Genomic DNA, 22258 nt, shown 5'->3' on the forward strand with positions numbered 1-22258 from the left:
AGTCAGTTGGCTCAAGACCTAGCTGTATTCGCTTGAATATGCGGACAAAATACCAACAGCTGCTTACCTTTGCCCGGTTTGCACCACCACCGCGGCAAAATCGCGGCCTAAACGGTGCGTCACACGGAAGCGGGTCTTTTACCGGCTGGATAGACCCGATATGAATGCAGCTTGCTCAAGAGATAGCCGCGTACGGAGGAAGTCCATGGCAGCCAAGACGAAATTCCGGGGATCGTTCACCGCCTTGGTAACGCCGTTCAAGAACGGCTCGCTGGACGAGGCGGCGTTCCGCTCGCTGGTCAACTGGCAGATCTCGGAAGGCACAAACGGCCTGGTCCCGGTCGGCACCACCGGCGAGAGCCCGACGCTCAGCCATGACGAGCACAAGAAGGTCGTCGAATGGTGCATCGCTGAAGCCAAGGGGCGCGTGCCCGTGGTCGCGGGTGCCGGCTCCAATTCGACGAAGGAGGCGATCGAGCTCGCGCAGCACGCCGAGAAGGCCGGCGCGGACGCCGTGCTGGTCGTGACGCCCTACTACAACAAGCCGACCCAGGAAGGGATGTACCAGCACTTCAAGGCGATCAACGATGCGATCGGCATCCCGATCATCATCTACAACATTCCGCCGCGCTCGGTGATCGACATGTCGGTCGACACCATGAAGCGGCTGTGGGAGCTGAAGAACATCGCCGGGGTCAAGGACGCCACCGCCAGCATGGTCCGCGTCTCGCAGCAGCGCGCGGCGATGGGCGAGGATTTCAACCAGCTCTCCGGCGAGGACGCGACCATCCTCGGCTACATGGCGCATGGCGGCCATGGCTGCATCTCGGTGACCTCGAACGTCGCGCCGCGGCTGTGCGCGGAGTTCCAGGCCGCCTGGGCGAAGGGCGACACCAAGGCGGCGCTCGCAATCCACGACAAGCTGATGCCGCTGCACAACAACCTCTTCATCGAGAGCAACCCGGCGCCGATCAAGTATGCGATGTCGCTGCTCGGCAAGCTGGACGAGACGCTGCGGCTGCCGATGGTTCCGGTCACCGAGCCGACGCGCGTTGCCGTGCGCAGCGCCATGGTTCATGCTGGGCTGATCAATTGATTTAGCCAACCGGGGAGCCGTTCATGAGCGTGGACGAGAAGGGCAGGAAGATGCTCACGGAGTTCCGTGAGTTCGCCATGAAAGGCAACGTCGTCGACCTCGCCGTCGGCGTCATCATCGGTGCGGCCTTCGGCGCCATCGTCACGTCGCTGGTCGGTGACATCATCATGCCGATCATCGGCGCCGCGACCGGCGGCCTCGACTTCTCGAACTACTTCGCCCCCTTGTCGAAGGCGGTGACCGCAACCAACTTAGCGGATGCGAAAAAGCAAGGTGCAGTACTTGCTTACGGCAGCTTCCTGACGCTGACGATCAACTTCATCATCGTCGCCTTCGTGTTGTTCCTGGTGATCCGCGCCATGAACACGCTGAAGCGCAAGGAGGAGGCGGCGCCTGCGGCCCCGCCAAAACCGTCGGCCGAGGTCGAACTGCTGACCGAGATCCGCGATCTCCTCAAGAAGTGACGCGCGCGCTTCATCCGAACTGTTAGCTTACGCGCGCATCTCGATCAGGTTTGTCTTCCATGGCCGACAAGAACGAACGTCCAATCAAGGTCATGGCGGAAAATCGCAAGGCCCGCTTCAACTATGCGATCGAAGACACGATCGAGGCGGGCATTGCGCTCACCGGCACCGAGGTCAAATCAATCCGCAACGGCAAGAGCACGATTGCGGAGTCCTACGCCGATTCCAAGGACGGCGAGATCTGGCTGATCAACGCCACCATTCCCGAATATCTCCAGGGCAACCGCTTCAATCACGAGCCCAAGCGGCCGCGAAAGCTGCTTCTGCATCGCAAGCAGATCAACAAGCTGATGGGCGCGGTCGACCGCGAAGGCATGACGCTGATCCCGCTCAAACTCTATTTCAACGAGCGCGGGCGGGCCAAGTTGCAGCTGGCGGTTGCAAAGGGCAAGAAGCTGCACGACAAGCGCGAGTCCGAGAAGAAGCGCGACTGGAGCCGGGAGAAGGGCCGGCTGTTGCGGGCGAGGGGATAGCGGCAAGAGGTTGGCGGATGACTCAGAAGAACCTGCTCGAGGTCGATTGGAGCCAGATTCCCGCACCCGCCGACGATGGCGGCGCCGCTCATCTCAAGGGCACGACGCTGCCGGCGATCAGCCTGCTCGCGACCGACGATACGTCGGTGAATCTGTCGGCGCTCTCCGGCCGGACCGTGGTGTTCGCCTATCCGCGCACCGGCGAGCCCGGCAAGATCGGGCTGGTCGACGATTGGGACATGATCCCGGGCGCGCGCGGTTGCACGCCGCAGACTTGCGCGTTTCGTGATCTGTTTGCCGAGCTGAAAGCTGCCGGCGCCGCGCAGGTGTACGGCCTCTCGACGCAGAGCAACGCCTATCAGACCGAGATGGCGTCGCGTCTGCACCTGCCGTTTCCGGTGCTGTCGGACGAGAAGCTGGCGCTGACGCGCGCCCTCAATCTGCCGACCATGGAGGTCGCTGGCCTGACCTTGATCAAGCGGCTTGCGCTGATCATCGACGATGCCGAGGTCACGCATGTGTTCTATCCGGTGTTTCCGCCCGACCGGAACGCCGGCGATGTCCTGGACTGGCTAAAGGCCAATCCAGCCGAACCCTAGTCCAGGTCGGCCCTCACCTTCGCGAACACGCTCCGGAACATGTCCGTCGTCAGCACGCCGGTGTTCGTGTTGTAGCGCGAGCAATGATAGCTGTCGTAGAGCCTGAATGCGCCGGCCTGATGTACGGCGCCGTGGCCGAAGGGAGCTTGCGAGGCCTTCAGCTTCAGCGGCTTGAGCACCGTGTCGTGCGCAATGCGTCCGAGCGCGACGATGGCGCGCAAGTTCGGCATCGTCGCGAGGGTAGCCCCGAGGAACTGGCGGCAGGTGTTGATCTCGATTGGCAGCGGCTTGTTCTGCGGCGGAACGCAATGCACGGCATTGGCGATCCGGCAGTCGACCAGCTTCAGGCCGTCGTCGGGCCGCGCCTGATAGGTGCCCTTGGCGAAGCCGTATTCGAGCAGCGTGGCGTAGAGCAGGTCGCCGGCATAGTCGCCGGTGAAGGGGCGGCCGGTGCGGTTGGCGCCCTGCATGCCTGGTGCAAGGCCAACGATCAGCAGGCGTGCCTTGATGTCGCCGAAGGGGGGGACCGGGGCGTTGTGCCACAACGGCTCGCGCGCGCGGTTCGCCTCGCGAAAGGCGACCAGGCGCGGACAAAGCGGACAGTCACGGTCGGGGACGAGGGTGAGAGGCTGGCGGCTTGACCGGGCCGCCTCACTCCTCGAAGTCGTCATCGCCCCTCGGCGCCATCGTGGTCGCGCGCTGGAGGAACTGCGGGGCGTGATGGCGTCCCTCGCCACGCTCGCCGCGGTCGCGCGGGGCAGGGCGTTCGGACGGGTCGCGGCCGAGCTTGGATTGCAGCTCGACGAGGTCGGTGAAGACGTCGGCCTGGCGGCGCAGCTCGTCGGCGATCATCGGCGGCTGGCTCGCGATGGTGGAGATCACGGTGACCCGGACGCCGCGGCGCTGGACGGCTTCGACCAGGGAGCGGAAGTCGCCGTCACCCGAGAACAGCACCATCTGGTCGATGTGCTCGGCGAGCTCCATGGCGTCCACGGCGAGCTCGATGTCCATGTTGCCCTTGACCTTGCGGCGGCCGGAGGCGTCGATGAACTCCTTGGTCGCCTTGGTCACGACCGTGTAGCCGTTGTAGTCGAGCCAGTCGATCAGCGGGCGGATCGAGGAGTATTCCTGATCCTCGATGATCGCGGTGTAGTAGAACGCCCGCAACAGCGTCCCGCGGCTCTGAAACTCCTTCAGCAGGCGCTTGTAGTCGATGTCGAAGCCCAGAGTTTTCGCCGTCGCGTAGAGATTGGCCCCATCGATGAAGAGCGCGATCTTGTTAGTGGCAGAAGGTGACATTCAGTTTGCTCGCGTAGCGTTCGTGATTGATCGTTTATTGTTGGCGCGGCGACAGCAAGCCGCGCAGTCTTATGGTGCCGCCGAAACCCGTCGAAACCGCAAATCCGGAGAAGTCGTGGCAATCAAGGTATAGTTATGGCGGACCTGCATACGCCCGGTGCCACCCTCAATGGCAGCCCGGCAAACCACCCATCCCAGCCCCAATGTGGGGGTAGCAGAGCCGTTTGGCGAGGCCAAATCACAAATTGGCCTTGCGAAATCGCCCTGTCCCCTATAACTAGCCCCAATCATCCACATATTTCGTCCCACCCACAACGGAGCGACAGTCCATGGCTCGCGTCACCGTAGAAGATTGTATCGACAAGGTCGACAACCGGTTTGACCTGGTCCTGCTGGCCGCCCACCGGGCCCGCATGATTTCGTCCGGTTCACAACTAACGGTTGACCGCGATAACGACAAGAACCCCGTTGTGTCTTTGCGCGAAATTGCGGACGAAACCATCTCGCCGGAGGACCTCCGCGAGGAGCTGGTCCACTCGCTCCAGAAATTCGTCGAGGTCGATGAGCCCGAGCCCGATACGGTCCCGCTGATCGGTTCCGCCGGTGCCAGCGTCGACGCCGACGATACCGAAGTTGCCGTTGAGCGCATGACCGAAGAGGAGCTCCTGAAGGGCCTCGAGGGCCTCGCGCCGCCGGAAGAACAGCCCGAGGAGGACGAGTAATCGTCCCGTCGCAGTCGTCGACTTCTTGTGATCTTATCAAAGGCCCGAACCCGTGTTCGGGCCTTTGCTTTTGTTCGCGTTTTCGTGGTTACCATAGCGTTGCCGCATCGCGTTGCTTGCCTGTCACCGAATTGATCGGACGCACGCGCGATCGGGGCTAAGATGTATGCAACGGGCGGCTCATGGTCCGTTTGAAGGCAGGGTGGCATGGTGTATCGGCGCCGGAGACAAACGCAGATGCTGGCCGCAACCGAATCGGTTGCCGTGGCCCCGACTGCGCCGGTGGGGCGCCCGGCCAAGCCTCGCACGCGCATGATGCGTCAATATGACCTCGTCGAGCGCGTCAGGTCCTACAATCCCAATACCAACGAAGACCTGCTGAACCGCGCCTATGTCTACGCCATGAAGGCGCACGGCTCGCAGACCCGTGCCTCGGGCGATCCGTACTTCTCGCACCCGCTGGAAGTGGCGGCGATTCTCACCGATCTGAAGCTCGACGACGCCACCATCGTGGCTGCCCTGCTGCACGACACGATCGAGGACACCGAGGCGACGCGTGCCGAGATCGACCAGATCTTCGGACCCGAGATCGGCGCGCTGGTCGAGGGCCTGACCAAGCTGAAGCGGCTGGAGCTGGTGTCGCGCGAGGCCAAGCAGGCCGAGAACCTGCGCAAATTGTTGCTGGCCATTGCCGACGATGTCCGCGTTCTGCTGGTCAAGCTCGCCGACCGCCTGCACAACATGCGTACGCTGGACTTCGTGCCGCCGGAGTCGCGACGGCGCATTGCCGAGGAGACGCTCGACATCTATGCGCCGCTGGCCGGCCGCATGGGCATGCAGGAAATGCGCGAGGAGCTGGAGGATTTGTCCTTCCGCACCCTCGATCCGGAAGCCTATTCGGTGGTGATGCAGCGGCTCGACGCGCTCGCCGAGCGCAACCGCAACCTGATCGGCGAAATCGAGGACCAGCTCTCCAACAATCTGCGCCACCGGGGGCTGGGCGCGCGGGTCTATGGCCGCCGCAAGAAGCCGTTCTCGATCTGGACCAAGATGGAACGCAAGTCGGTCGGCTTCGAGCAATTGTCCGACATCTTCGGCTTCCGCCTCGTCGTCAACGACATCGAGGCCTGCTATCGCGCGCTCGGCATCGTCCACACCAACTGGCCGGTCGTGCCCGGGCGGTTCAAGGACTACATCTCGACGCCGAAGCAGAACGACTACCGCTCGATCCACACCACGGTGATCGGCCCCGGCAACCAGCGCGTCGAGCTCCAGATCCGTACCGAGGCGATGGACCAGATCGCCGAGCGCGGCATCGCTGCACACGTGTTCTACAAGGAAGACGTGGGCTCGCCGACCGAGTTTCTCAAGCGCGAGTCCAATGCGTTCGCCTGGTTGCGCCACACCATCGGAATCCTCTCGGAGAGCGCCAACCCCGAGGAATTCCTCGAGCACACCAAGCTCGAGCTGTTCCACGACCAGGTGTTCTGCTTCACCCCGAAGGGCAAGCTGATCGCGCTGCCGCGCCATGCCAACGTGATCGACTTCGCCTATGCCGTGCATACCGACGTCGGCAACAGCGCCGTCGGCTGCAAGATCAACGGCCAGTTCGCGCCGCTGTCCTCGGAACTCCAGAACGGCGACGAGGTCGAGGTGCTGACCTCGGAGGCGCAAGCGGCGCCGCCCTCGGCCTGGGAAACGCTCGCGGTCACGGGCAAGGCGCGCGCCGCGATCCGCCGCGCCACCAGGACCGCGGTGCGCGACCAATATGTCGGTCTCGGCCGGCGCATCGTCGAACGCCTGTTCGAGCGCGCCAAGATCGAATACGCCGACGACAAGCTCAAGGGCGCGCTGCCGAGGCTGGCGCGTACCTCGATCGAGGACGTCATGGCGGCGGTCGGCCGCGGCGAGATCAAGGCCTCCCACGTCGCGCGTGCGATGTATCCCGACTACAAGGAGGAGCGCATCGCGCGCTACGGCGTCAAGAAGGGGCTCGCCGCCAAGCTCAGGGAGAAGTCGTCGGAGCCGCCGCGCAGCCCGGTCGCGATCCCGATCCGCGGCATCAATTCCGACCTGCCGGTGAAGTTCGCGCCGAACGGCGGCGCCGTGCCCGGGGACCGCATCGTCGGCATCGTCACGCCGGGCGAGGGGATCACGATCTACCCGATCCAGGCGCCGGCCCTGAAGGATTTCGAGGAGGAGCCGGAGCGCTGGCTCGACGTGCGCTGGGACATCGAGGATTCCGCCCCGCAGCGCTTCCCGGCCCGCATCAAGGTCGAGAACGTCAACGAGCCCGGCGCGCTGGCGCAGATCGCGACCGTGATCGCCGAGCACGACGGCAACATCGACAACATCAGCATGCAGCGCCGCTCGCCCGACTTCACCGAGACGACGATCGATCTCGAAGTCTACGATCTGAAGCATTTGAGCGCGATCCTCGCCCAGTTGCGCGCGAAGGCGGTCGTCGCCCGCGTCGAACGTGTTAATGGATAGACGCCTTTCGTAGGCGTTCGTCCCCCCGATTTCGTGAGTCCTGAAATGCGCGCACTTCCGCTCCGCCTCGGTGTCAATGTCGACCATGTCGCGACCCTTCGTAACGCGCGCGGCGGCCGCAATCCCGATCCGGTGCGCGCCGCGCTGCTTGCGATCGAGGCCGGCGCCGACGGCATCACCGCGCATCTGCGCGAGGATCGCCGCCACATCCGCGACGAGGACATGGCGCGGCTGAAGGCCGAGATCTCCAGGCCGCTCAATTTCGAAATGGCGGCGACCGACGACATGATGCGCATCTCGCTCGCGACCAAGCCGCACGCGGTATGCCTCGTGCCGGAGCGCCGCCAGGAGGTGACGACCGAAGGCGGCCTCGACGTCGTCGGCCAGCACAACGCGCTCGCGCCCTACATCGCCCGGCTGAACGATGCGGGCATCCGGGTCTCGCTGTTCATCGCCGCCGATCCCGCGCAGATCGAGATGGCGGCGCGGCTGCATGCGCCCGTGATCGAGATCCACACGGGCGCCTGGTGCGACGCCGTCGTCGATGGCCACACCGCGAAGGCCGAGGCGGAATGGCAGCGGATCGTGGCAGGGGTGAAGCTGGCCAAGGAAGCGGGGCTCGAGGTTCATGCGGGCCATGGGCTCGACTATGCGACGGCGGAGACGATCGCGGCCCTGCCGGAGATCATGGAACTCAACATCGGCTACTACATGATCGGCGAGGCGCTGTTCGTCGGGCTCGCCGAGACGGTGCGCAGCATGCGCGCGGCGATGGACCGCGGCCGGAGCCGGGCATGATCATCGGCATCGGCTCCGACCTGATCGACATCACCCGCGTCGGCAAGGTGATCGAGCGCCATGGCGAGCGTTTCCTCGACCGCATCTTCACCGCGGCGGAGCGGGCCAAGGCGGAGCGGCGCGCCAAGAGCGAGAAGATGGTGGTCGCGACCTACGCCAAGCGCTTCGCCGCCAAGGAGGCCTGCTCGAAGGCGCTCGGCACCGGCATCCGGAACGGTGTCTGGTGGCGCGACATGGGGGTGGTCAACCTGCCGGGAGGGCGGCCGACCATGCAGTTGACGGGCGGGGCGCTGGCGCGGCTCCAGGCCCTGACGCCCGAGGGGTTCGAGGCGAAAATCGACCTGTCGATCACCGACGACTGGCCGCTGGCGCAGGCCTTCGTGATCATTTCCGCCGTGCCGCTGGCCAAGCCTTGACCGTCAACGGCTTGTTTTTATAATTCGCATTAAGAATCAATGCTTTATGCAGTTTTGATGCGATCCTTGATTGCGTGGCCCCCGACAACCGTCTAAAAGTCCGCGGACGCAAATCAGGCTGGGCGAATTCGGCTTTACGCCGGAATTGGCCCTCATTATCAGAATCAGGACAATCTCCTTGGGCCGCGAAGCGATGGGCTGTTCGCGGAAGGAGGGCGCTCTGTGACCGCCGGCCGGAATTGAGAGAGCAATGAGCGTGACTTCGGGAACGAAAACTGAAAGCGGCGTCGGCGAAACGATCCGCGTCGTGATCCACGCTCTCCTGATCGCGCTCGTGATTCGCACGTTCCTGTTCCAGCCGTTCAACATTCCGTCCGGCTCGATGAAGGCGACGCTGCTGGTCGGCGACTATCTGTTCGTCTCGAAATACTCCTACGGCTATAGCCACTACTCGATCCCGTTCTCGCCGCCGCTGTTCTCGGGGCGAATCTGGGGCTCGGACCCGAACCGCGGCGACATCGTCGTGTTCCGCCTGCCGAAGGACGACTCCACCGATTACATCAAGCGCGTCATCGGCCTTCCCGGTGACCGCATCCAGATGAAGGATGGGCTGCTCTACATCAATGACACTCCGGTCGAGCGGCAGCGCATGAGCGAATTTGTCGGCGAGGATCCCTGCGGCTCCGAAGGCGGGGGCATCTCGCGGGTGAAGCGCTGGAAGGAAACGCTGCCGAACGGCGTGTCCTATGAGACGCTGGACTGCGCCGATAACGGCTACATGGACAACACCAACGTCTACAACGTGCCGCCGGGCCATTTCTTCATGATGGGCGACAACCGCGACAACTCCACCGACAGCCGCTTCCTCGGCCAGGTCGGCTATGTGCCGCAGGAGAATCTGATCGGCCGCGCCCAGATGATCTTCTTTTCCATCGCCGAAGGTGAGCATGCCTGGATGTTCTGGCGCTGGCCTTGGGCGGTGCGCTGGAACCGTTTCTTCAAAATCGTCCGATGAAAGACGAAGCCAAGGACATCCCGATCCAATCGACCGAGCCCGCGGCGGGCGCCGACGGCGACGGCGAAGCGGCGACCAAGACGCTTGCGACCAAGACGCCTGAAACCAAGACTTCCGAAATCAAGACTCCTGAAACCAAGACGCCTGCAAAGAAGAAGCGGGTGCGCAGCAGCAAGGCCAAGGGCTCGGATGCGAACGCGGCGCTCGAGGCGCGCATCGGCCACAGCTTTGCCGATCCAAATCTGCTGATGCAGGCGATCACGCATGTCTCGGCGCTGAAGTCCGGGCGCAAGCGCGGCGACAGCTATCAGCGGCTGGAATTCCTGGGCGACCATGTGCTGGGGCTCGTCGTCTCCGACATGCTCTATCACGCCTTCCCGAATGCCGACGAGGGCGAGCTATCCAAGCGACTGGCCGAACTGGTGCGCAAGGAGAGCTGCGCCGACGTTGCCAAGTCGCTCGGTCTGCTCGACGACGTCAAGCTTGGTTCGGTCGGGCCGAGCGCCGATGCCCGCCTGCGCAAGAGCGTGCTCGGCGACATCTGCGAGGCCGTGATCGGCGCCGTCTTCCTCGACGGTGGCTACGCGGCGGCGGCGGAATTCGTCAGGCGCAACTGGACCGAACGCATGCACAAGCCGCGGCGTCCCTTGCGCGATCCCAAGACCGTGCTGCAGGAATGGGCGCAGGGGAAGGGGCTGCCGACGCCGGTTTATCGCGAGGTCGAGCGCACCGGCCCGCATCACGATCCGCAGTTCCGCGTCGCGGTGGATCTGCCGGGATTGGCGCCGGCCGAAGGCATCGGTGGCAGCAAGCGTGCAGCGGAGAAGGTGGCGGCTTCAGTGATGATCGAACGTGAAGGTGTTGGCGGCGGCAATGACGGCTGAAGCAAGCGGCGAGGCGCCCTCCGCAACGCGCTGCGGCTTCGTTGCGCTGATCGGCGCGCCGAATGTCGGAAAATCCACGCTGGTCAATGCGCTGGTCGGGGCCAAGGTCACGATCGTCTCGCGCAAGGTGCAGACCACGCGCGCGCTGATCCGCGGCATCGTCATCGAGAACAACGCACAGATCATCCTGGTCGACACGCCCGGCATCTTCCTGCCCAAGCGCAGGCTCGACCGCGCCATGGTCTCGACGGCCTGGAGCGGGGCGCATGATGCCGATCTCGTCTGCGTGCTGCTCGACGCCAAGACCGGGATTGATGAAGAGGCCGAGGCGATCCTCACCAAGGCCGCGAGCGTCAATCACGACAAGATTTTGGTCATCAACAAGGTCGATCTGGTCCAGCGCGAGAAGCTGCTGGCGCTGGCGCAAGCCGCCAACGAGCGCATGGCCTTTGCGAAGACCTTCATGATCGCGGCGATCTCGGGCGACGGCGTCGACGACCTCAGGCATACGCTGGCTGAAATCGTACCGCCGGGCCCGTTCCTCTATCCCGAAGACCAGATGTCGGACGCGCCGATGCGGCAGCTTGCGGCCGAGATCACGCGCGAGAAGATCTATCGCAAGCTGCACCAGGAATTGCCCTACCAATCCACGGTCGAGACCGACAAGTGGGAGGAGCGCAAGGACAAGTCGGTGCGCATCGAGCAGACGATCTTCGTCGAGCGCGAGAGCCAGCGCAAGATCGTGCTCGGCGCAGGCGGCGCCACCATCAAGTCGATCGGCGCGGACTCGCGCAAGGAGATCGGCGAGATCCTGGGCGTGCCGGTGCACCTGTTCCTGTTCGTCAAGGTACGCGAAAACTGGGGTGACGATCCCGATCGCTATCGCGAGATGGGCCTGGAATTTCCCAAAGAATAACCAAGAAAAGATCGGTCACCGATGAGCGTACCCAGCAACGTCCAGCGCTTCGAAGCGCTGCTCTATGCATCATTGATGCTGGATGCCCTGTCGGTCGCGGTGCAGGACCGCACGCCCAATGCCGAGATGACCGATCAGATGATCATGATGGCGACCCTGCTCGCCGGCGGCATGATCCTGCTGCTGGTCTATTTCGTCTGGTTGGCTGCGCGTTGGCGCAAGAACTGGCCGCGCTGGGTGCTGGCGGCGGCCCTCGTGCTGTCCGTGATCTCGCTCGGCCAGATCATCGGCGAGAAGGGCCTGGAGCTCGACAGCGTCATCGAGATCGTCTCCTGCGTGCTGACCGCGATGGGGCTGTATTTCTCCTTCACCGGCGACGCGCAGGGCTGGTTCAACGCCTAACGTCCTGCGCGATGCCGTAGGGTGGGCAAAGGCGCGCCCTTGCGCGCCGTACCCACCATAATCGTGCCGTAAATCAAATTGGTGGGCACGCTTCGCTTTGCCCGCCCTACGATCGCTCGAACTGCGCTACACTTCCTCCATGGAATGGACCGACGAAGGCATCGTGCTGGGCGTGCGGCGGCATGGCGAGAGCAGCGCCATCGTCGAGCTGCTGACGCGTGCGCACGGCCGGCATCTCGGCCTCGTGCGCGGTGGTGCCGGTTCGCGGATGCGGCCGCTCTTGCAGCCCGGCAACAGCGTCAGCGTGGTGTGGCGGGCGCGGCTCGACGAGCATCTCGGCACCTATGCGGTTGAGGGCCTCAAGCTGCGCGCGGCGACGCTGCTGGGATCCTCCCACGGGGTCTATGGCGTCACCCATCTCGCCTCGATTGCGCGGCTGCTGCCGGAGCGCGATCCGCACGAAGACATCTTTGCGATGCTCGAACATTCGCTCGATGATTTCGAGGATATCGGCAGTGCCGCCGTGCACCTCATCCATTTCGAGCTGGCGATGCTCGCCGAGCTCGGCTTCGGGCTCGCGCTGGAGAACTGCGCGGTGACCGGCGAGACCACGGACCTGATCTATGTCTCGCCGAAATCCGGCGGCGCGGTGTCGCGCGGGGCCGGCGAACCGTGGCGCGACCGGCTGTTGCGCCTGCCGCCGTTCCTGCGTCGTGGCGAGGCCGCGAGCGACCTCACCGACCAGGATCTCCAGGACGGCTTCCGGCTCACTGGCCTGTTCCTGCTGCGCCATGTGCTGGAGCCGCGCGGCCAGGGCCATTCCGACGCGCGCGCCGGCTTCATCAATGCGCTGACGCGGCAGCAGGCGAAGGCGGCCATTCCAGCACCATGACCTGGGGGCGCCTCTGTCTTGCCTGAGGGCATGATATTCCCGGGAACCAAATCCGCCTGGTTGAATTGGCCTCGCTGGGTTCCACAACGGGGACAGCCTAAATGTTGATCAAGGGATTCGCCTTGTCGGCGGCGCTGCTTGCGTTCGCGCCTGACGCGGTGGCTGGCGAGCCGCAACCGGGTATCTTTCGCCGGGCATCCTGCACCGTGGTCCGGTATTACGTGGCGAAATATTCCGCTGCGGCCGCAGAGGCATGGGCGCGGTCCAAGGGGGCAACGGAGGCCGAAATCGAGGTCGCCCGGCGTTGCCTGACCAATGCGCCGGTCACCGCGCAAGCCAAGACCCAGCAGCCAGTGACCGCCGGTTGGGCAGGGCAATAGCTGCCCACAGGAAACCAATCGATCCTTGCCCGATTCGCTTCCACGGTTTAACCGGGCGGCATGGGAAAACGATTGATTCCGCCGGAGGAACCGGCCGAAATTCACGAGGTGCCGCTGCGTGAGGCTCTGGAAGAGCGCTATCTCGCCTATGCGCTCTCCACCATCATGCACCGTGCGCTGCCGGATGCGCGCGACGGCCTGAAGCCGGTGCACCGGCGCATCCTCTACGGCATGCGCCTGCTCAGGCTCGACCCCGGCACGGCCTTCAAGAAATCCGCAAAGATCGTCGGCGACGTGATGGGCTCGTTCCATCCGCATGGCGACCAGGCGATCTACGACGCCATGGTGCGCCTCGCGCAGGATTTCTCCTCACGCTATCCGCTGGTCGACGGCCAGGGCAATTTCGGCAATATCGACGGCGATAACCCGGCCGCCTACCGCTACACCGAAGCGCGCATGACCGACGTCGCGCGGCTTCTGCTCGAGGGCATCGACGAGGACGGCGTCGAATTCCGCGCCAATTACGACGGCCAGTCGAAAGAGCCGGTCGTGCTGCCCGGCGGCTTTCCGAATCTGCTTGCCAACGGCGCACAGGGCATCGCGGTCGGCATGGCGACCTCGATCCCGCCGCACAACGCGGCCGAGCTCTGCGACGCCGCGCTGCACCTGATCGAGAAGCCCGACGCGAAATCCAAGGCGCTGTTGAAGTGGGTGAGGGGCCCGGATTTCCCGACCGGCGGCATCTGCGTCGATTCCAAGCAGGCGATCGCTGAAGCCTATACGACCGGTCGCGGCTCGTTCCGTGTTCGCGCTCGCTGGGAGCAGGAAGAGGGTACGCGCGGTACCTGGGTCGTCGTCGTCACCGAGATCCCCTTCCTGGTGCAGAAGTCGCGCCTGATCGAGAAGGTCGCCGAGCTGCTGGACCAGAAGAAGCTGCCGCTGGTCGGCGACATCAGGGACGAGTCGGCCGAAGACGTCCGCATCGTGATCGAACCGAAGTCGAAGAACGTCGATCCCGCCCTGATGATGGAATCGTTGTTCCGGCTGACCGAGCTCGAAAACAAGATTCCGCTGAACCTCAACGTCCTGATCAAGGGCCGCATCCCCAAGGTCGTGGGGCTCGCGGAGTGCTTGCGCGAATGGCTCGACCATCTGCGCGACGTCCTGATCCGCCGCAGCAATTACCGCAAGGCGCAGATCGAGCATCGGCTGGAGGTCCTCGGCGGCTTCCTGATCGCCTATCTGAACATCGACAAGGTCATCAAGATCATCCGCACCGAGGATGAGCCGAAGCCGGCTTTGATGAAGGAGTTCAAGCTTACCGAGGTGCAGGCCGAGGCCATCCTCAACATGCGCCTGCGCAGCTTGCGCAAGCTCGAGGAAATGGAGATCCGCACCGAGGACAAGAACCTCCGCGCCGAGCTCAAGGGCATCAACGCGGTGCTCGCCTCGGAGCCGGAGCAGTGGAAGAAGGTCGGCGAGCAGGTCGGCAAGGTCCGCGACATGTTTGGACCGAAGACGCCGCTCGGCAAGCGCCGCACCACCTTTGCGGATGCACCCGAGCACGACCTCGCCGCAATGGAAGAAGCTCTCGTCGAGCGCGAGCCGGTGACGGTCGTGGTCTCCGACAAGGGCTGGATCCGCACCATGAAGGGCCATGTCGAGGATCTCTCGGGGCTGGCCTTCAAGCAGGACGACAAGCTCGGTTTTGCCTTCTTCGCGGAAACGACCTCGAAGCTGCTGCTGTTCGCCACCAATGGCAAATTCTACTCGCTCGATGTCGCAAAGCTTCCGGGCGGTCGCGGCCATGGCGAGCCGATCCGACTGTTCATCGACCTCGAGCAGGAGGCAGCCCCCGTTGCGCTGTTCGTCAACAAGGGCGGGCGCAAATTCCTGGTCGCGAGCCACGAGGGCCAGGGCTTCGTCGTCAACGAGGACGATTGCGTCGGCACGACCAAGAAGGGCAAGCAGGTCCTCAACGTCGACATGCCGAACGAGGCGCGCACGGTCACCGAGGTGATCGGCGACACCGTCGCGGTCATCGGCGAGAACCGCAAGATGCTGATCTTCCCGCTCGACCAGGTGCCGGAGATGGCCCGCGGTCGCGGCGTGCGCCTGCAGAAGTACAAGGACGGCGGCCTGTCCGACGTCGCCGTGTTCGAGGCCAAGGCGGGCCTGACCTGGAAGGACTCCGCCGGCCGCGAATTCTCCGCGACCATGAAGGAACTCGCCGAGTGGCAAGGCACCCGTGCGGACGCCGGACGCCTGCCGCCGAAGGGTTTCCCGAAGTCGAACAAGTTCGGCAAGGTGATCGGGTAAGGCGGGTAGGTCGCGACTGTCGCCAAAACACCGGTGTCATGCCCCGCGAAGGCGGGGCATCCAGTACGCCTCGGCTTCTCGGCTCGATTACCGACGTCACGGAGTACTCAAGCCGGGCGATGACAGCGAGGGGGGGGGCGCGCAACTGCCTCCCCACCGTCATTGCGAGCGGAGCGAAGCAATCCAGACTGCCGCCGCGGAAAGACTCTGGATTGCTTCGCTGCGCTCGCAATGACGAGATGCGATCGCGCGGCTCTTCAACTCAAAAGTGCGCATCCGGCAAACGCGTGGCAGATAGCCACGAGAGCATACGTGCGGGCACGAACATTGCTTTTTCCTGGTGACTGCGAACGTTTCAGTCAAAAGGCAAAAACACACCAATGTTCAAACCGAAGGCTTTCATCCCCGCGCTGTTCGGCCTCGCGCTGGTCGCGGCGCCCGCGCATGCGGCGGGCAATCTCGTTGCGGTGCTCGAGGCGGAGATCGTCACGCTCGATCCGCATTTTTCGACGGCCTACATTTCGCGCACGTTTGGCTACATGGTGTTCGACACGCTCTTTGCGAAAGACTCCAAGGGCGACATCAAGCCGCAGATGGTGCAGGACTGGAAAGTCTCTTCCGACGGATTGACCTATACGTTTACGCTGCGCGACGGCCTGAAATGGCATGACGGCCAGCCGGTCACGGCGGCCGATTGCGTGGCGTCGCTGCGCCGCTGGGGCACCCGCAGCGCGCTCGGTCGTCGCATCTTCGCGATCACGGCCTCGCTCGAGCCGACGGATGCGAAAACTTTCGTGCTGACGCTGAAGGAGCCGTCCGGCCTCGTGATCGATGCGCTCGGCAATCCCGTCAGCCCGGTCGCTTTCATGATGCCCGAGCGCATCGCGAAAACACCCGGCGACCAGCGCATCACGGAGATCATCGGCTCCGGCCCGTTCGTCTACAGCAAGGCCGATCACCGCACCGGCGATCGCATGATCCTGAAGAAATTCGCCGACTATGTGCCGCGCCCCGAGCCCGCCGATTTCCTCGCCGGCGGCAAGCGCGTCGGCATCGACACGCTCGAGGTCCGCGTCATCCCTGATGGCGCGACCGCCGCGTCCGCGCTGCAGGCCGGCGAGGTCGACTTCATGCAATATGCGCCGTTCGATCTGTTGCCGCAGCTGGAAAAGAACTCCCGCGTCAAGCTGGTCAATTTCACCGGTGGCAACATGTTCGCCGGCGCCTATCGTCTCAACGCCGCATCGAAGCCGTTCGACGATCCCGAGATTCGCCGCGTGCTGTGGAAGCTGGTCGACCAGCGCGAGGTGCTGGATGCGCTCGGGCTGGATGCCAAATACGCCGCTCCATGCGCGACGTTCTTCACCTGCGGCACCACCTATGAGAGCAAGGCAGGCACGGAAGCGGCCGCAAAGACGTCGATTGAAGCGGCGAAAGCCGCGTTGAAGGCGACCAAATATGCCGGCGAGCCCGTCGTCGTCATGGAAGCCAACGACCTCGAAGCTCCGCGCGTTTCGGCGCAGGTGCTGGCCGAGCGGTTGAAGCAGGCCGGGTTCAACGTCGATCTCCAGGTGATGGACTGGGCGAGCGTGCTGGCGCGCCGCGCGAAGAAGGAGGGCTGGAGCGTCTATGGCGTCCACGCCGGCGGTTTTGATCTCGGCTCGCCGCTGACCAACGTCATGGTCGCCTTCAACTGCGCAGACTTCACCGGCTGGCAATGCGATGCGCGCATCACGCCGCTGATGGAAGCCTTCGCCAAGGCGCCTGCCGAGGAGGACCGCAAGAAGATCGCCGGCGAGATTCAGAGCGTCATGTACGATCAGGCGCCCGCGATCCCGTGGGGCCAGTTCGCGCAGCCGGCGGCCTATCGCGCCACCCTGCATGGTCTGATACCGTCCGCCATCCCGGTGTTCTGGAACGTTGAGAAGTAGCGCGATGTACGATGTCATTGTTGTCGGCGGCGGCTCCGCCGGCGCCGCTGTTGCGGCACGGCTTTCCGAGGATCCCGCACGGCGTGTCCTGCTGCTCGAGGCGGGGCTGGACTGGCGCGCCGACGAGGCGCCCTGGGAGGTGATGACGCCAAATCCGATCCCGATCATCCACAAGCGTGAGTACCAGGAGAAATGGCAATGGCCTGATCTGCTGACGCGCCGGGTGGCCGGGCAGGAGCCGCGCTTCTACTGGCGCGGCAAGGGGCTTGGCGGCTCATCGATGATGAACGGCCAGATTGCCATCCGCGGCGTCGCCGACGCGTTCGACGAATGGGCGGCCAATGGCTGCACCGGCTGGTCGGCCAAGGACGTGATGCCGCTGTTCTCGGTGATCGAGGATGATCTGGAATTTGGTGACGCCGCGGGCCATGGAAGCGGCGGACCGCTGCCGGTCTATCGCGCGCCGCCCGAGAAGTGGGGCCCGATCGATCGCGGCCTGCGCGATGCCGCGCTGGCGAGCGGCTATCCCTGGTGCGCCGACCTCAACGGTCCTGATGGCGAGGGCGTCGCCTGCTATCCCATCAACAGCCACGACAGCCGCCGCATCACGACCAACGAGGGCTATCTGGAGCCCGCGCGTGACCGTGCCAATCTCGAGATTCGCGGGCACGCGCTGGTCGATCGCGTGCTGATCAGCGACGGCCGGGCGACCGGCCTTCGTGTTCACATCGACGGGCAGGGCATCCACGAGATCAGCGCGCGCCAGATCGTGCTCTGCGCCGGCGCCATCCACAGTCCGGCGATCCTGCTGCGTTCGGGCATCGGACCGGCGGATGAGCTGAAGGCGATGGGGATTGCGGTCGAGCGCGATCTGCCGGTCGGCCGCCACTTCTTCGACCACCCGCTGTTTCGCGCCACGATCCAGCTCCACGAAAACCTGCGGCCGACCGATCCGGACACCCGCCACACCAATTGCTGCGTGACCTATTCCTCCGGCCTCGCCGATGGCGGCAAGCGCGACATGATCCTGATCGCCTTCAACCACCGCGGCATCGGCGTGCCCGGGGCGATCGGCGCCGGCCTGTTCAACGCCTATTCGCGCGGCACGCTCAAGCTGGCTTCGACCGATCCGGCGATCGATCCCATCGTCGAGGAGAACATGCTCGCCGATCCCCGCGACATGCTGCGGATGAAGGACGCGGTGAAACGGCTCGCCGTGATCACCTCGCAGCCGGCGCTGGCCGGGATCGCGGACTGGATACGGCTGACCGACACCGATCTGACGCTTCCGCAAGCAGCTAGCCTGCCGGATCACGAGCTCGATGCGCTGTTGCGGCGAGAGACCGGAGACATCCAGCATGCCGCCGGCAGTTGCCGCATGAGCGGCGTCAACGACGCTGACGGCGTGGTCAACCCCGATGGCACGGTGAAAGGCATAAGCGGCCTGCGCGTCGCCGACGCCTCGATCATGCCGTCCGACTGCCGCGCCAACACCCATTTCACGACGGTGGTGATTGGCGAGGCGATTGCGCGGATGATGATGCGGTAGGCGAAAGCCAGATAGGAGGGCCGCCTGCCGCTACAACACGGCTGTCATGCCCCGGCTTGACCGGGGCATCCAGTACGCCGCAGCTAATCGATTCAACCACAACCCTCTCGGCGTACTGGATCGCCCGGTCAAGCCGGGCGATGGCAGCGAGGATGCAACCCGTACCTCAGATCACCCCCACCAGCCGCAACGCCACACCCGCCGCGCAACTGCCCGCCAGCACCGTGAGCATGCCGAGCTTGAATCGGAAGATCGCGGTTGCCGCCGCGATCGACAGCACGAGCGCGGGGACATCGACGCTGCTCAGCACCGGCCTGTCGAAGGACAGCGGGAAAGCGTGCACCGGAACAGTCTCGCGGAACAACGTGTGCAGCGCGAACCAAATCGAGAGGTTGAGGATCACGCCGACGACGGCGGCGGTGATCGCACCGAGTGCGCCGGCGAGGCCCGGGTTGCCGCGCAGGCGCTCGATGTAGGGGGCGCCGACGAAGATCCAGAGGAAGCAGGGGGTGAACGTGACCCAGGTCGCAAGCAATCCGCCGAGCGTCGCCGCAAGCATCGGCGACAGGCCGCCTGGATCGCGATAGGCAGCCATGAAGCCGACGAACTGAAGCACCATGATCAGCGGGCCCGGCGTGGTCTCGGCCATGCCGAGACCGTCGAGCATCTCGTGCGGCTTCAGCCAGTGATAATGCTCGACCGCCTGCTGCGCCACATACGCCAGCACGGCATAAGCACCGCCGAACGTGACCAGCGCCATCTTCGAGAAGAACAGCGCGATCTGGCTGAAGACGCTGGCTTGACCAAGAATCCAAAGCAGCGCGACCACCGGCACCAGCCAGAGCGCGAGCCAGAGCGCACCGACGCGGATCGCGCGCGCGGTGTTGGGGCGCACATGCTCGGGAACGGCTTCGCCGAGCATGCTGTCGATCACGGCGGTGCCGCCGCCATGGCCGTGGCCGGCCGGGGCGAATTCCGGACGGCCGGCCCGCGCGCCGACATATCCGATCACGCCGGCGGCGATGATGATGATCGGGAAGGGGACCGCGAAGAAGAAGATCGCGACGAAGGCGATTGCGGCGAGCGCAATCATGATGCGGTTCTTCAGCGCGCGCTTGCCGATGCGCACCACGGCCTCGATGACGATGGCGAGCACGGCGGCCTTCAGTCCGAAGAACAGCGCCTCGACGAAGCTGACATTGCCGAAAGCCGCGTAGATGTAGCTGAGGCCCATGATCGCGATGATGCCGGGCAGGATGAAGAGCCCGCCCGCCATCAGCCCGCCGGCGGTGCGATGCATCAGCCAGCCGACATAGGTGGCCAGCTGCTGCGCCTCCGGTCCGGGCAAGAGCATGCAGTAGTTCAGCGCATGCAGGAATCGGCCTTCGGAGATCCAGTTCTTCTCCTCGACCAGGATGCGGTGCATCACCGCGATCTGGCCCGCGGGGCCGCCAAAGCTCAGGCAGGCGACGCGGAGCCAGACGCGGAAGGCCTCGGCGAAGCTGATGCCGTGACCGGCATCAGCTCCTGCTTGAAGGTTACGGGCGTCCATCACGTCTTCACCTTGTTGGTCGGCCAGTTGTGGGTCTCGGCCGTAGCGTCGCGGCACCAGCGGTAGAAGGCGTCGTAGAGCAGCATGCCGGCCTCTAACTGTTCGAGGTCGTCGTCATACATCCGCGACAGCCCGAGCGAGGCCGCGAGCAGGCCGGGGGCTTCCGGCGCGAGGTCGGGCCGCGCGGTGTCGGCGCCACGGACCAGCGTCGCGAGCCGGAGCAAAGGCGGCGTTGCGATCCCGAATTCCTCGATCATCACGTCGAAGGTGCAGAGCTCGCCGCGGTGACTCCAGAACACGTTCTCGATGTCGAATGGCGCCGCGTTGAAACGCTCGCCCACGGCGACGACCTCGGACGGCGCGACAAACAAGAACACCGCGTTGGGATCGACGAAACGGCGGATCAGCCAGGGGCAGGCGATGCGGTCGACCTTCGGCCGGGCCCGCGTCACCCAGACCGTGCGCCCCTTGGCGTCGCGCGGCGGCAGCTTGCGCGTGTCGAGCAGCGGCAGCTTGGCTGCTTTCCAGCCTTCGAAACCTTCTTCCAGGGTCTCCGCGTCAGCACCGAGCTGCCTCAGCCAGGCGGCCGTGCCCTGTGCGAGCTTGGCGCCGCGCAGGCAGGAGACGATGGCGGAACGGCCGGCAAACTCACTGCCCCATTCCGCAACGGTTTCGTGGCTGAGCTTGATGGAGCCGGGGATCAGTCGCCGGTCGGCGGCAAAATCCTCTTCCGTCCGCACGTCGATCAGGACAGGCGCGTTCGCCGTGCCGATCAGCCTTGCCAATTTGTCAGATGATATGGTCGTGAACGTAGACATGATGCGTCCTCGCATAAACCGAACGGGACGCGATACTTGGGCATGTCGCCTCGTGGGGAGATCGCTCAAATCCCCATAGGCCAATTACAGCGAAACTAAACGGAACTGTCAATCCACGGAGCGATTGCGCCTTAGAAAACAGGTCGCCGCCAGTCTATAGTGCGCGCCGACAGACCTGAATCTTCTGGAGAATTTGATGCATTCCCACTCCATTGAACAATGGACCCATGACCACGCCTTCCTCGGCGAGAGGCACGACGAGAACGAGCGGCGCACCTGGCTCGTGGTCGTCCTGACCCTGGTGATGATGGTCGGCGAGATCGTGGCCGGCTCGCTGTTCGGCTCGATGGCACTTTTGGCCGACGGCTGGCACATGGGCACGCATGCGGCGGCGCTCGGGATTGCCGCCTTTGCCTACCGCTTCGCGCGCCGGCATCTGGGGAACTCGCATTTCACTTTCGGCACCGGCAAGTTCGGCGATCTCGCCGCCTTCTCCAGCGCGATCATCCTGGGCCTGATCGCGGTCGAGATCGCCTATGAGAGCGTGCTGCGGCTGTTCACGCCGGTGCCGATCGTCTATGGCGAGGCGATTGCGGTCGCCGCCCTCGGCCTCTGCGTCAACCTCGCCAGCGCGTGGCTGCTGCGCGACAGCCATGATCACCATCATCACGGACATGACCACGGCCATGGGCATGCGCATGATGATCACGACGATCATGACCACGATCACGGTCATCACGGTCATCACCACGACAACAATCTTCGTGCGGCCTATGTCCACGTCATGGCCGATGCGGCGACCTCGGTGCTGGCGATCGCAGCGCTGGTGGTCGCGATGTATTCGGGATGGGTCTGGGCCGATCCGGCCGTCGGCCTGATCGGCAGCGCCGTGATCGCGAGCTGGGCGTTCGGCCTGGTCAAGACGTCAGGCGCGGTGCTGCTCGACGTCCGCGCAGACGAGAAGCTCGAACGCACTATCCGCGCCCGCATGGAGGTCGGAGAGGACCGCGTCACCGACCTGCATCTCTGGCAGGTCGGGCCCGGCCATTGCGCCGTGCTGGTCTCGGTGGTGTCGGACAAGCCGGAGCAGCCGGCCGTCTACAAGAAGCGGCTCGCTGGGCTGAAGGGCCTGAGCCACGTCACGGTCGAGGTCGAGACCTGCCCGCATTGATGTGATCCG

At 64.6% G+C, this 22258-nt stretch carries 22 protein-coding genes; 18 read left to right on the forward strand and 4 right to left on the reverse strand.

Translation table 11 applies throughout. The annotated features are described in order from the left end of the window. Positions 1-205 precede the first annotated feature (205 nt). The 4 genes from dapA to BJ6T_RS22320 are packed head-to-tail and all read left to right on the forward strand — an operon-like array spanning position 206 to position 2692. Positions 206-1096 carry a 4-hydroxy-tetrahydrodipicolinate synthase gene (gene dapA, locus BJ6T_RS22305; protein ID WP_014494737.1) on the forward strand — a complete coding sequence of 297 codons (891 nt, stop codon included), beginning with the start codon at positions 206-208 and terminating at the stop codon, positions 1094-1096. 50 nt (positions 1097-1146) lie between these two features. Then, a complete protein-coding gene (mscL, locus tag BJ6T_RS22310; RefSeq protein ID WP_028169878.1) occupies positions 1147-1560 on the forward strand; it encodes a large conductance mechanosensitive channel protein MscL in 414 nt (137 codons plus the stop codon). A 59-nt stretch (positions 1561-1619) separates the two neighbouring features. Next, the gene (gene smpB / locus BJ6T_RS22315; protein WP_008133025.1) at positions 1620-2093 is read left to right on the forward strand and encodes an SsrA-binding protein SmpB; all 474 of its coding nucleotides are present in this window, start codon (positions 1620-1622) and stop codon (positions 2091-2093) included. Positions 2094-2110: 17 nt separating this feature from the next. Continuing rightward, on the forward strand, positions 2111-2692 hold the full coding sequence (locus tag BJ6T_RS22320; RefSeq protein WP_014494739.1) for a peroxiredoxin: 582 nt from the start codon (positions 2111-2113) through the stop codon (positions 2690-2692). Here the strand turns inward: BJ6T_RS22320 and BJ6T_RS22325 are convergent. Next, entirely contained in the window at positions 2689-3363 is a 675-nt protein-coding gene (locus BJ6T_RS22325) for a uracil-DNA glycosylase (RefSeq protein ID WP_014494740.1), read from the reverse strand. The genes BJ6T_RS22320 and BJ6T_RS22325 overlap by 4 nt on opposite strands. Beyond that, positions 3344-3991: a LabA-like NYN domain-containing protein gene (locus tag BJ6T_RS22330; protein ID WP_014494741.1), complete on the reverse strand. Its 648-nt coding sequence runs from the start codon at positions 3989-3991 to the stop codon at positions 3344-3346. Before BJ6T_RS22330 ends, BJ6T_RS22325 begins: the two co-directional genes overlap by 20 nt. A 329-nt stretch (positions 3992-4320) precedes the next feature. Here BJ6T_RS22330 and rpoZ point away from each other — a divergent pair, with 329 nt between their 5' ends. The 13 genes from rpoZ (at position 4321) to BJ6T_RS22395 (ending at position 18708) form a co-directional block, all read left to right on the forward strand. Next, entirely contained in the window at positions 4321-4713 is a 393-nt protein-coding gene (gene rpoZ / locus BJ6T_RS22335; RefSeq protein WP_014494742.1) for a DNA-directed RNA polymerase subunit omega, read from the forward strand. Between the two features lie 207 nt (positions 4714-4920). Next, the gene (locus BJ6T_RS22340; protein ID WP_028170219.1) at positions 4921-7206 is read left to right on the forward strand and encodes a RelA/SpoT family protein; all 2286 of its coding nucleotides are present in this window, start codon (positions 4921-4923) and stop codon (positions 7204-7206) included. Between the two features lie 45 nt (positions 7207-7251). Beyond that, positions 7252-8004, forward strand: coding sequence for a pyridoxine 5'-phosphate synthase (locus BJ6T_RS22345; RefSeq protein WP_014494744.1), 753 nt, complete (start codon positions 7252-7254; stop codon positions 8002-8004). Next, positions 8001-8420: a holo-ACP synthase gene (acpS, locus tag BJ6T_RS22350; protein WP_014494745.1), complete on the forward strand. Its 420-nt coding sequence runs from the start codon at positions 8001-8003 to the stop codon at positions 8418-8420. The genes BJ6T_RS22345 and acpS overlap by 4 nt, the downstream gene beginning before the upstream one ends. A gap of 250 nt (positions 8421-8670) precedes the next feature. Beyond that, complete coding sequence (gene lepB / locus BJ6T_RS22355; protein ID WP_014494746.1) at positions 8671-9435, forward strand: signal peptidase I; 765 nt, start codon at positions 8671-8673, stop codon at positions 9433-9435. Beyond that, positions 9432-10319 carry a ribonuclease III gene (rnc, locus tag BJ6T_RS22360; RefSeq protein ID WP_014494747.1) on the forward strand — a complete coding sequence of 296 codons (888 nt, stop codon included), beginning with the start codon at positions 9432-9434 and terminating at the stop codon, positions 10317-10319. The genes lepB and rnc overlap by 4 nt, the downstream gene beginning before the upstream one ends. Next, positions 10309-11235, forward strand: a complete 927-nt coding sequence (gene era, locus BJ6T_RS22365) for a GTPase Era (protein WP_014494748.1) — start codon at positions 10309-10311, stop codon at positions 11233-11235. Before rnc ends, era begins: the two co-directional genes overlap by 11 nt. 21 nt (positions 11236-11256) lie before the next feature. Next, entirely contained in the window at positions 11257-11637 is a 381-nt protein-coding gene (locus tag BJ6T_RS22370; protein ID WP_014494749.1) for a hypothetical protein, read from the forward strand. Between the two features lie 139 nt (positions 11638-11776). Beyond that, positions 11777-12529 (forward strand): DNA repair protein RecO, encoded by a 753-nt coding sequence (recO, locus tag BJ6T_RS22375; protein ID WP_028155081.1) that lies wholly within the window; start codon positions 11777-11779, stop codon positions 12527-12529. Between the two features lie 101 nt (positions 12530-12630). Then, the gene (locus BJ6T_RS22380) at positions 12631-12909 is read left to right on the forward strand and encodes a hypothetical protein (protein ID WP_014494751.1); all 279 of its coding nucleotides are present in this window, start codon (positions 12631-12633) and stop codon (positions 12907-12909) included. A gap of 60 nt (positions 12910-12969) precedes the next feature. After that, positions 12970-15228, forward strand: a complete 2259-nt coding sequence (gene parC / locus BJ6T_RS22385) for a DNA topoisomerase IV subunit A (protein ID WP_014494752.1) — start codon at positions 12970-12972, stop codon at positions 15226-15228. 380 nt (positions 15229-15608) lie between these two features. Next, entirely contained in the window at positions 15609-17159 is a 1551-nt protein-coding gene (locus BJ6T_RS22390; RefSeq protein WP_014494753.1) for an ABC transporter substrate-binding protein, read from the forward strand. 4 nt (positions 17160-17163) lie between these two features. After that, the gene (locus BJ6T_RS22395) at positions 17164-18708 is read left to right on the forward strand and encodes a GMC family oxidoreductase (protein WP_014494754.1); all 1545 of its coding nucleotides are present in this window, start codon (positions 17164-17166) and stop codon (positions 18706-18708) included. A 166-nt stretch (positions 18709-18874) separates the two neighbouring features. Here BJ6T_RS22395 and chrA read toward each other — a convergent pair whose 3' ends face one another. Further along, a complete protein-coding gene (chrA, locus tag BJ6T_RS22400) occupies positions 18875-20260 on the reverse strand; it encodes a chromate efflux transporter (protein ID WP_014494755.1) in 1386 nt (461 codons plus the stop codon). Next, on the reverse strand, positions 20260-21078 hold the full coding sequence (locus tag BJ6T_RS22405; RefSeq protein ID WP_014494756.1) for a chromate resistance protein ChrB domain-containing protein: 819 nt from the start codon (positions 21076-21078) through the stop codon (positions 20260-20262). Before BJ6T_RS22405 ends, chrA begins: the two co-directional genes overlap by 1 nt. A 196-nt stretch (positions 21079-21274) precedes the next feature. On the opposite strand from BJ6T_RS22405, the gene dmeF reads away from it, so the two are divergent. Beyond that, complete coding sequence (gene dmeF, locus BJ6T_RS22410) at positions 21275-22249, forward strand: CDF family Co(II)/Ni(II) efflux transporter DmeF (RefSeq protein WP_014494757.1); 975 nt, start codon at positions 21275-21277, stop codon at positions 22247-22249. The last annotated feature ends 9 nt before the right edge of the window (positions 22250-22258 follow it).

Source organism: Bradyrhizobium japonicum USDA 6 (assembly GCF_000284375.1).
GTDB classification, from domain to species: Bacteria; Pseudomonadota; Alphaproteobacteria; order Rhizobiales; family Xanthobacteraceae; genus Bradyrhizobium; species Bradyrhizobium japonicum.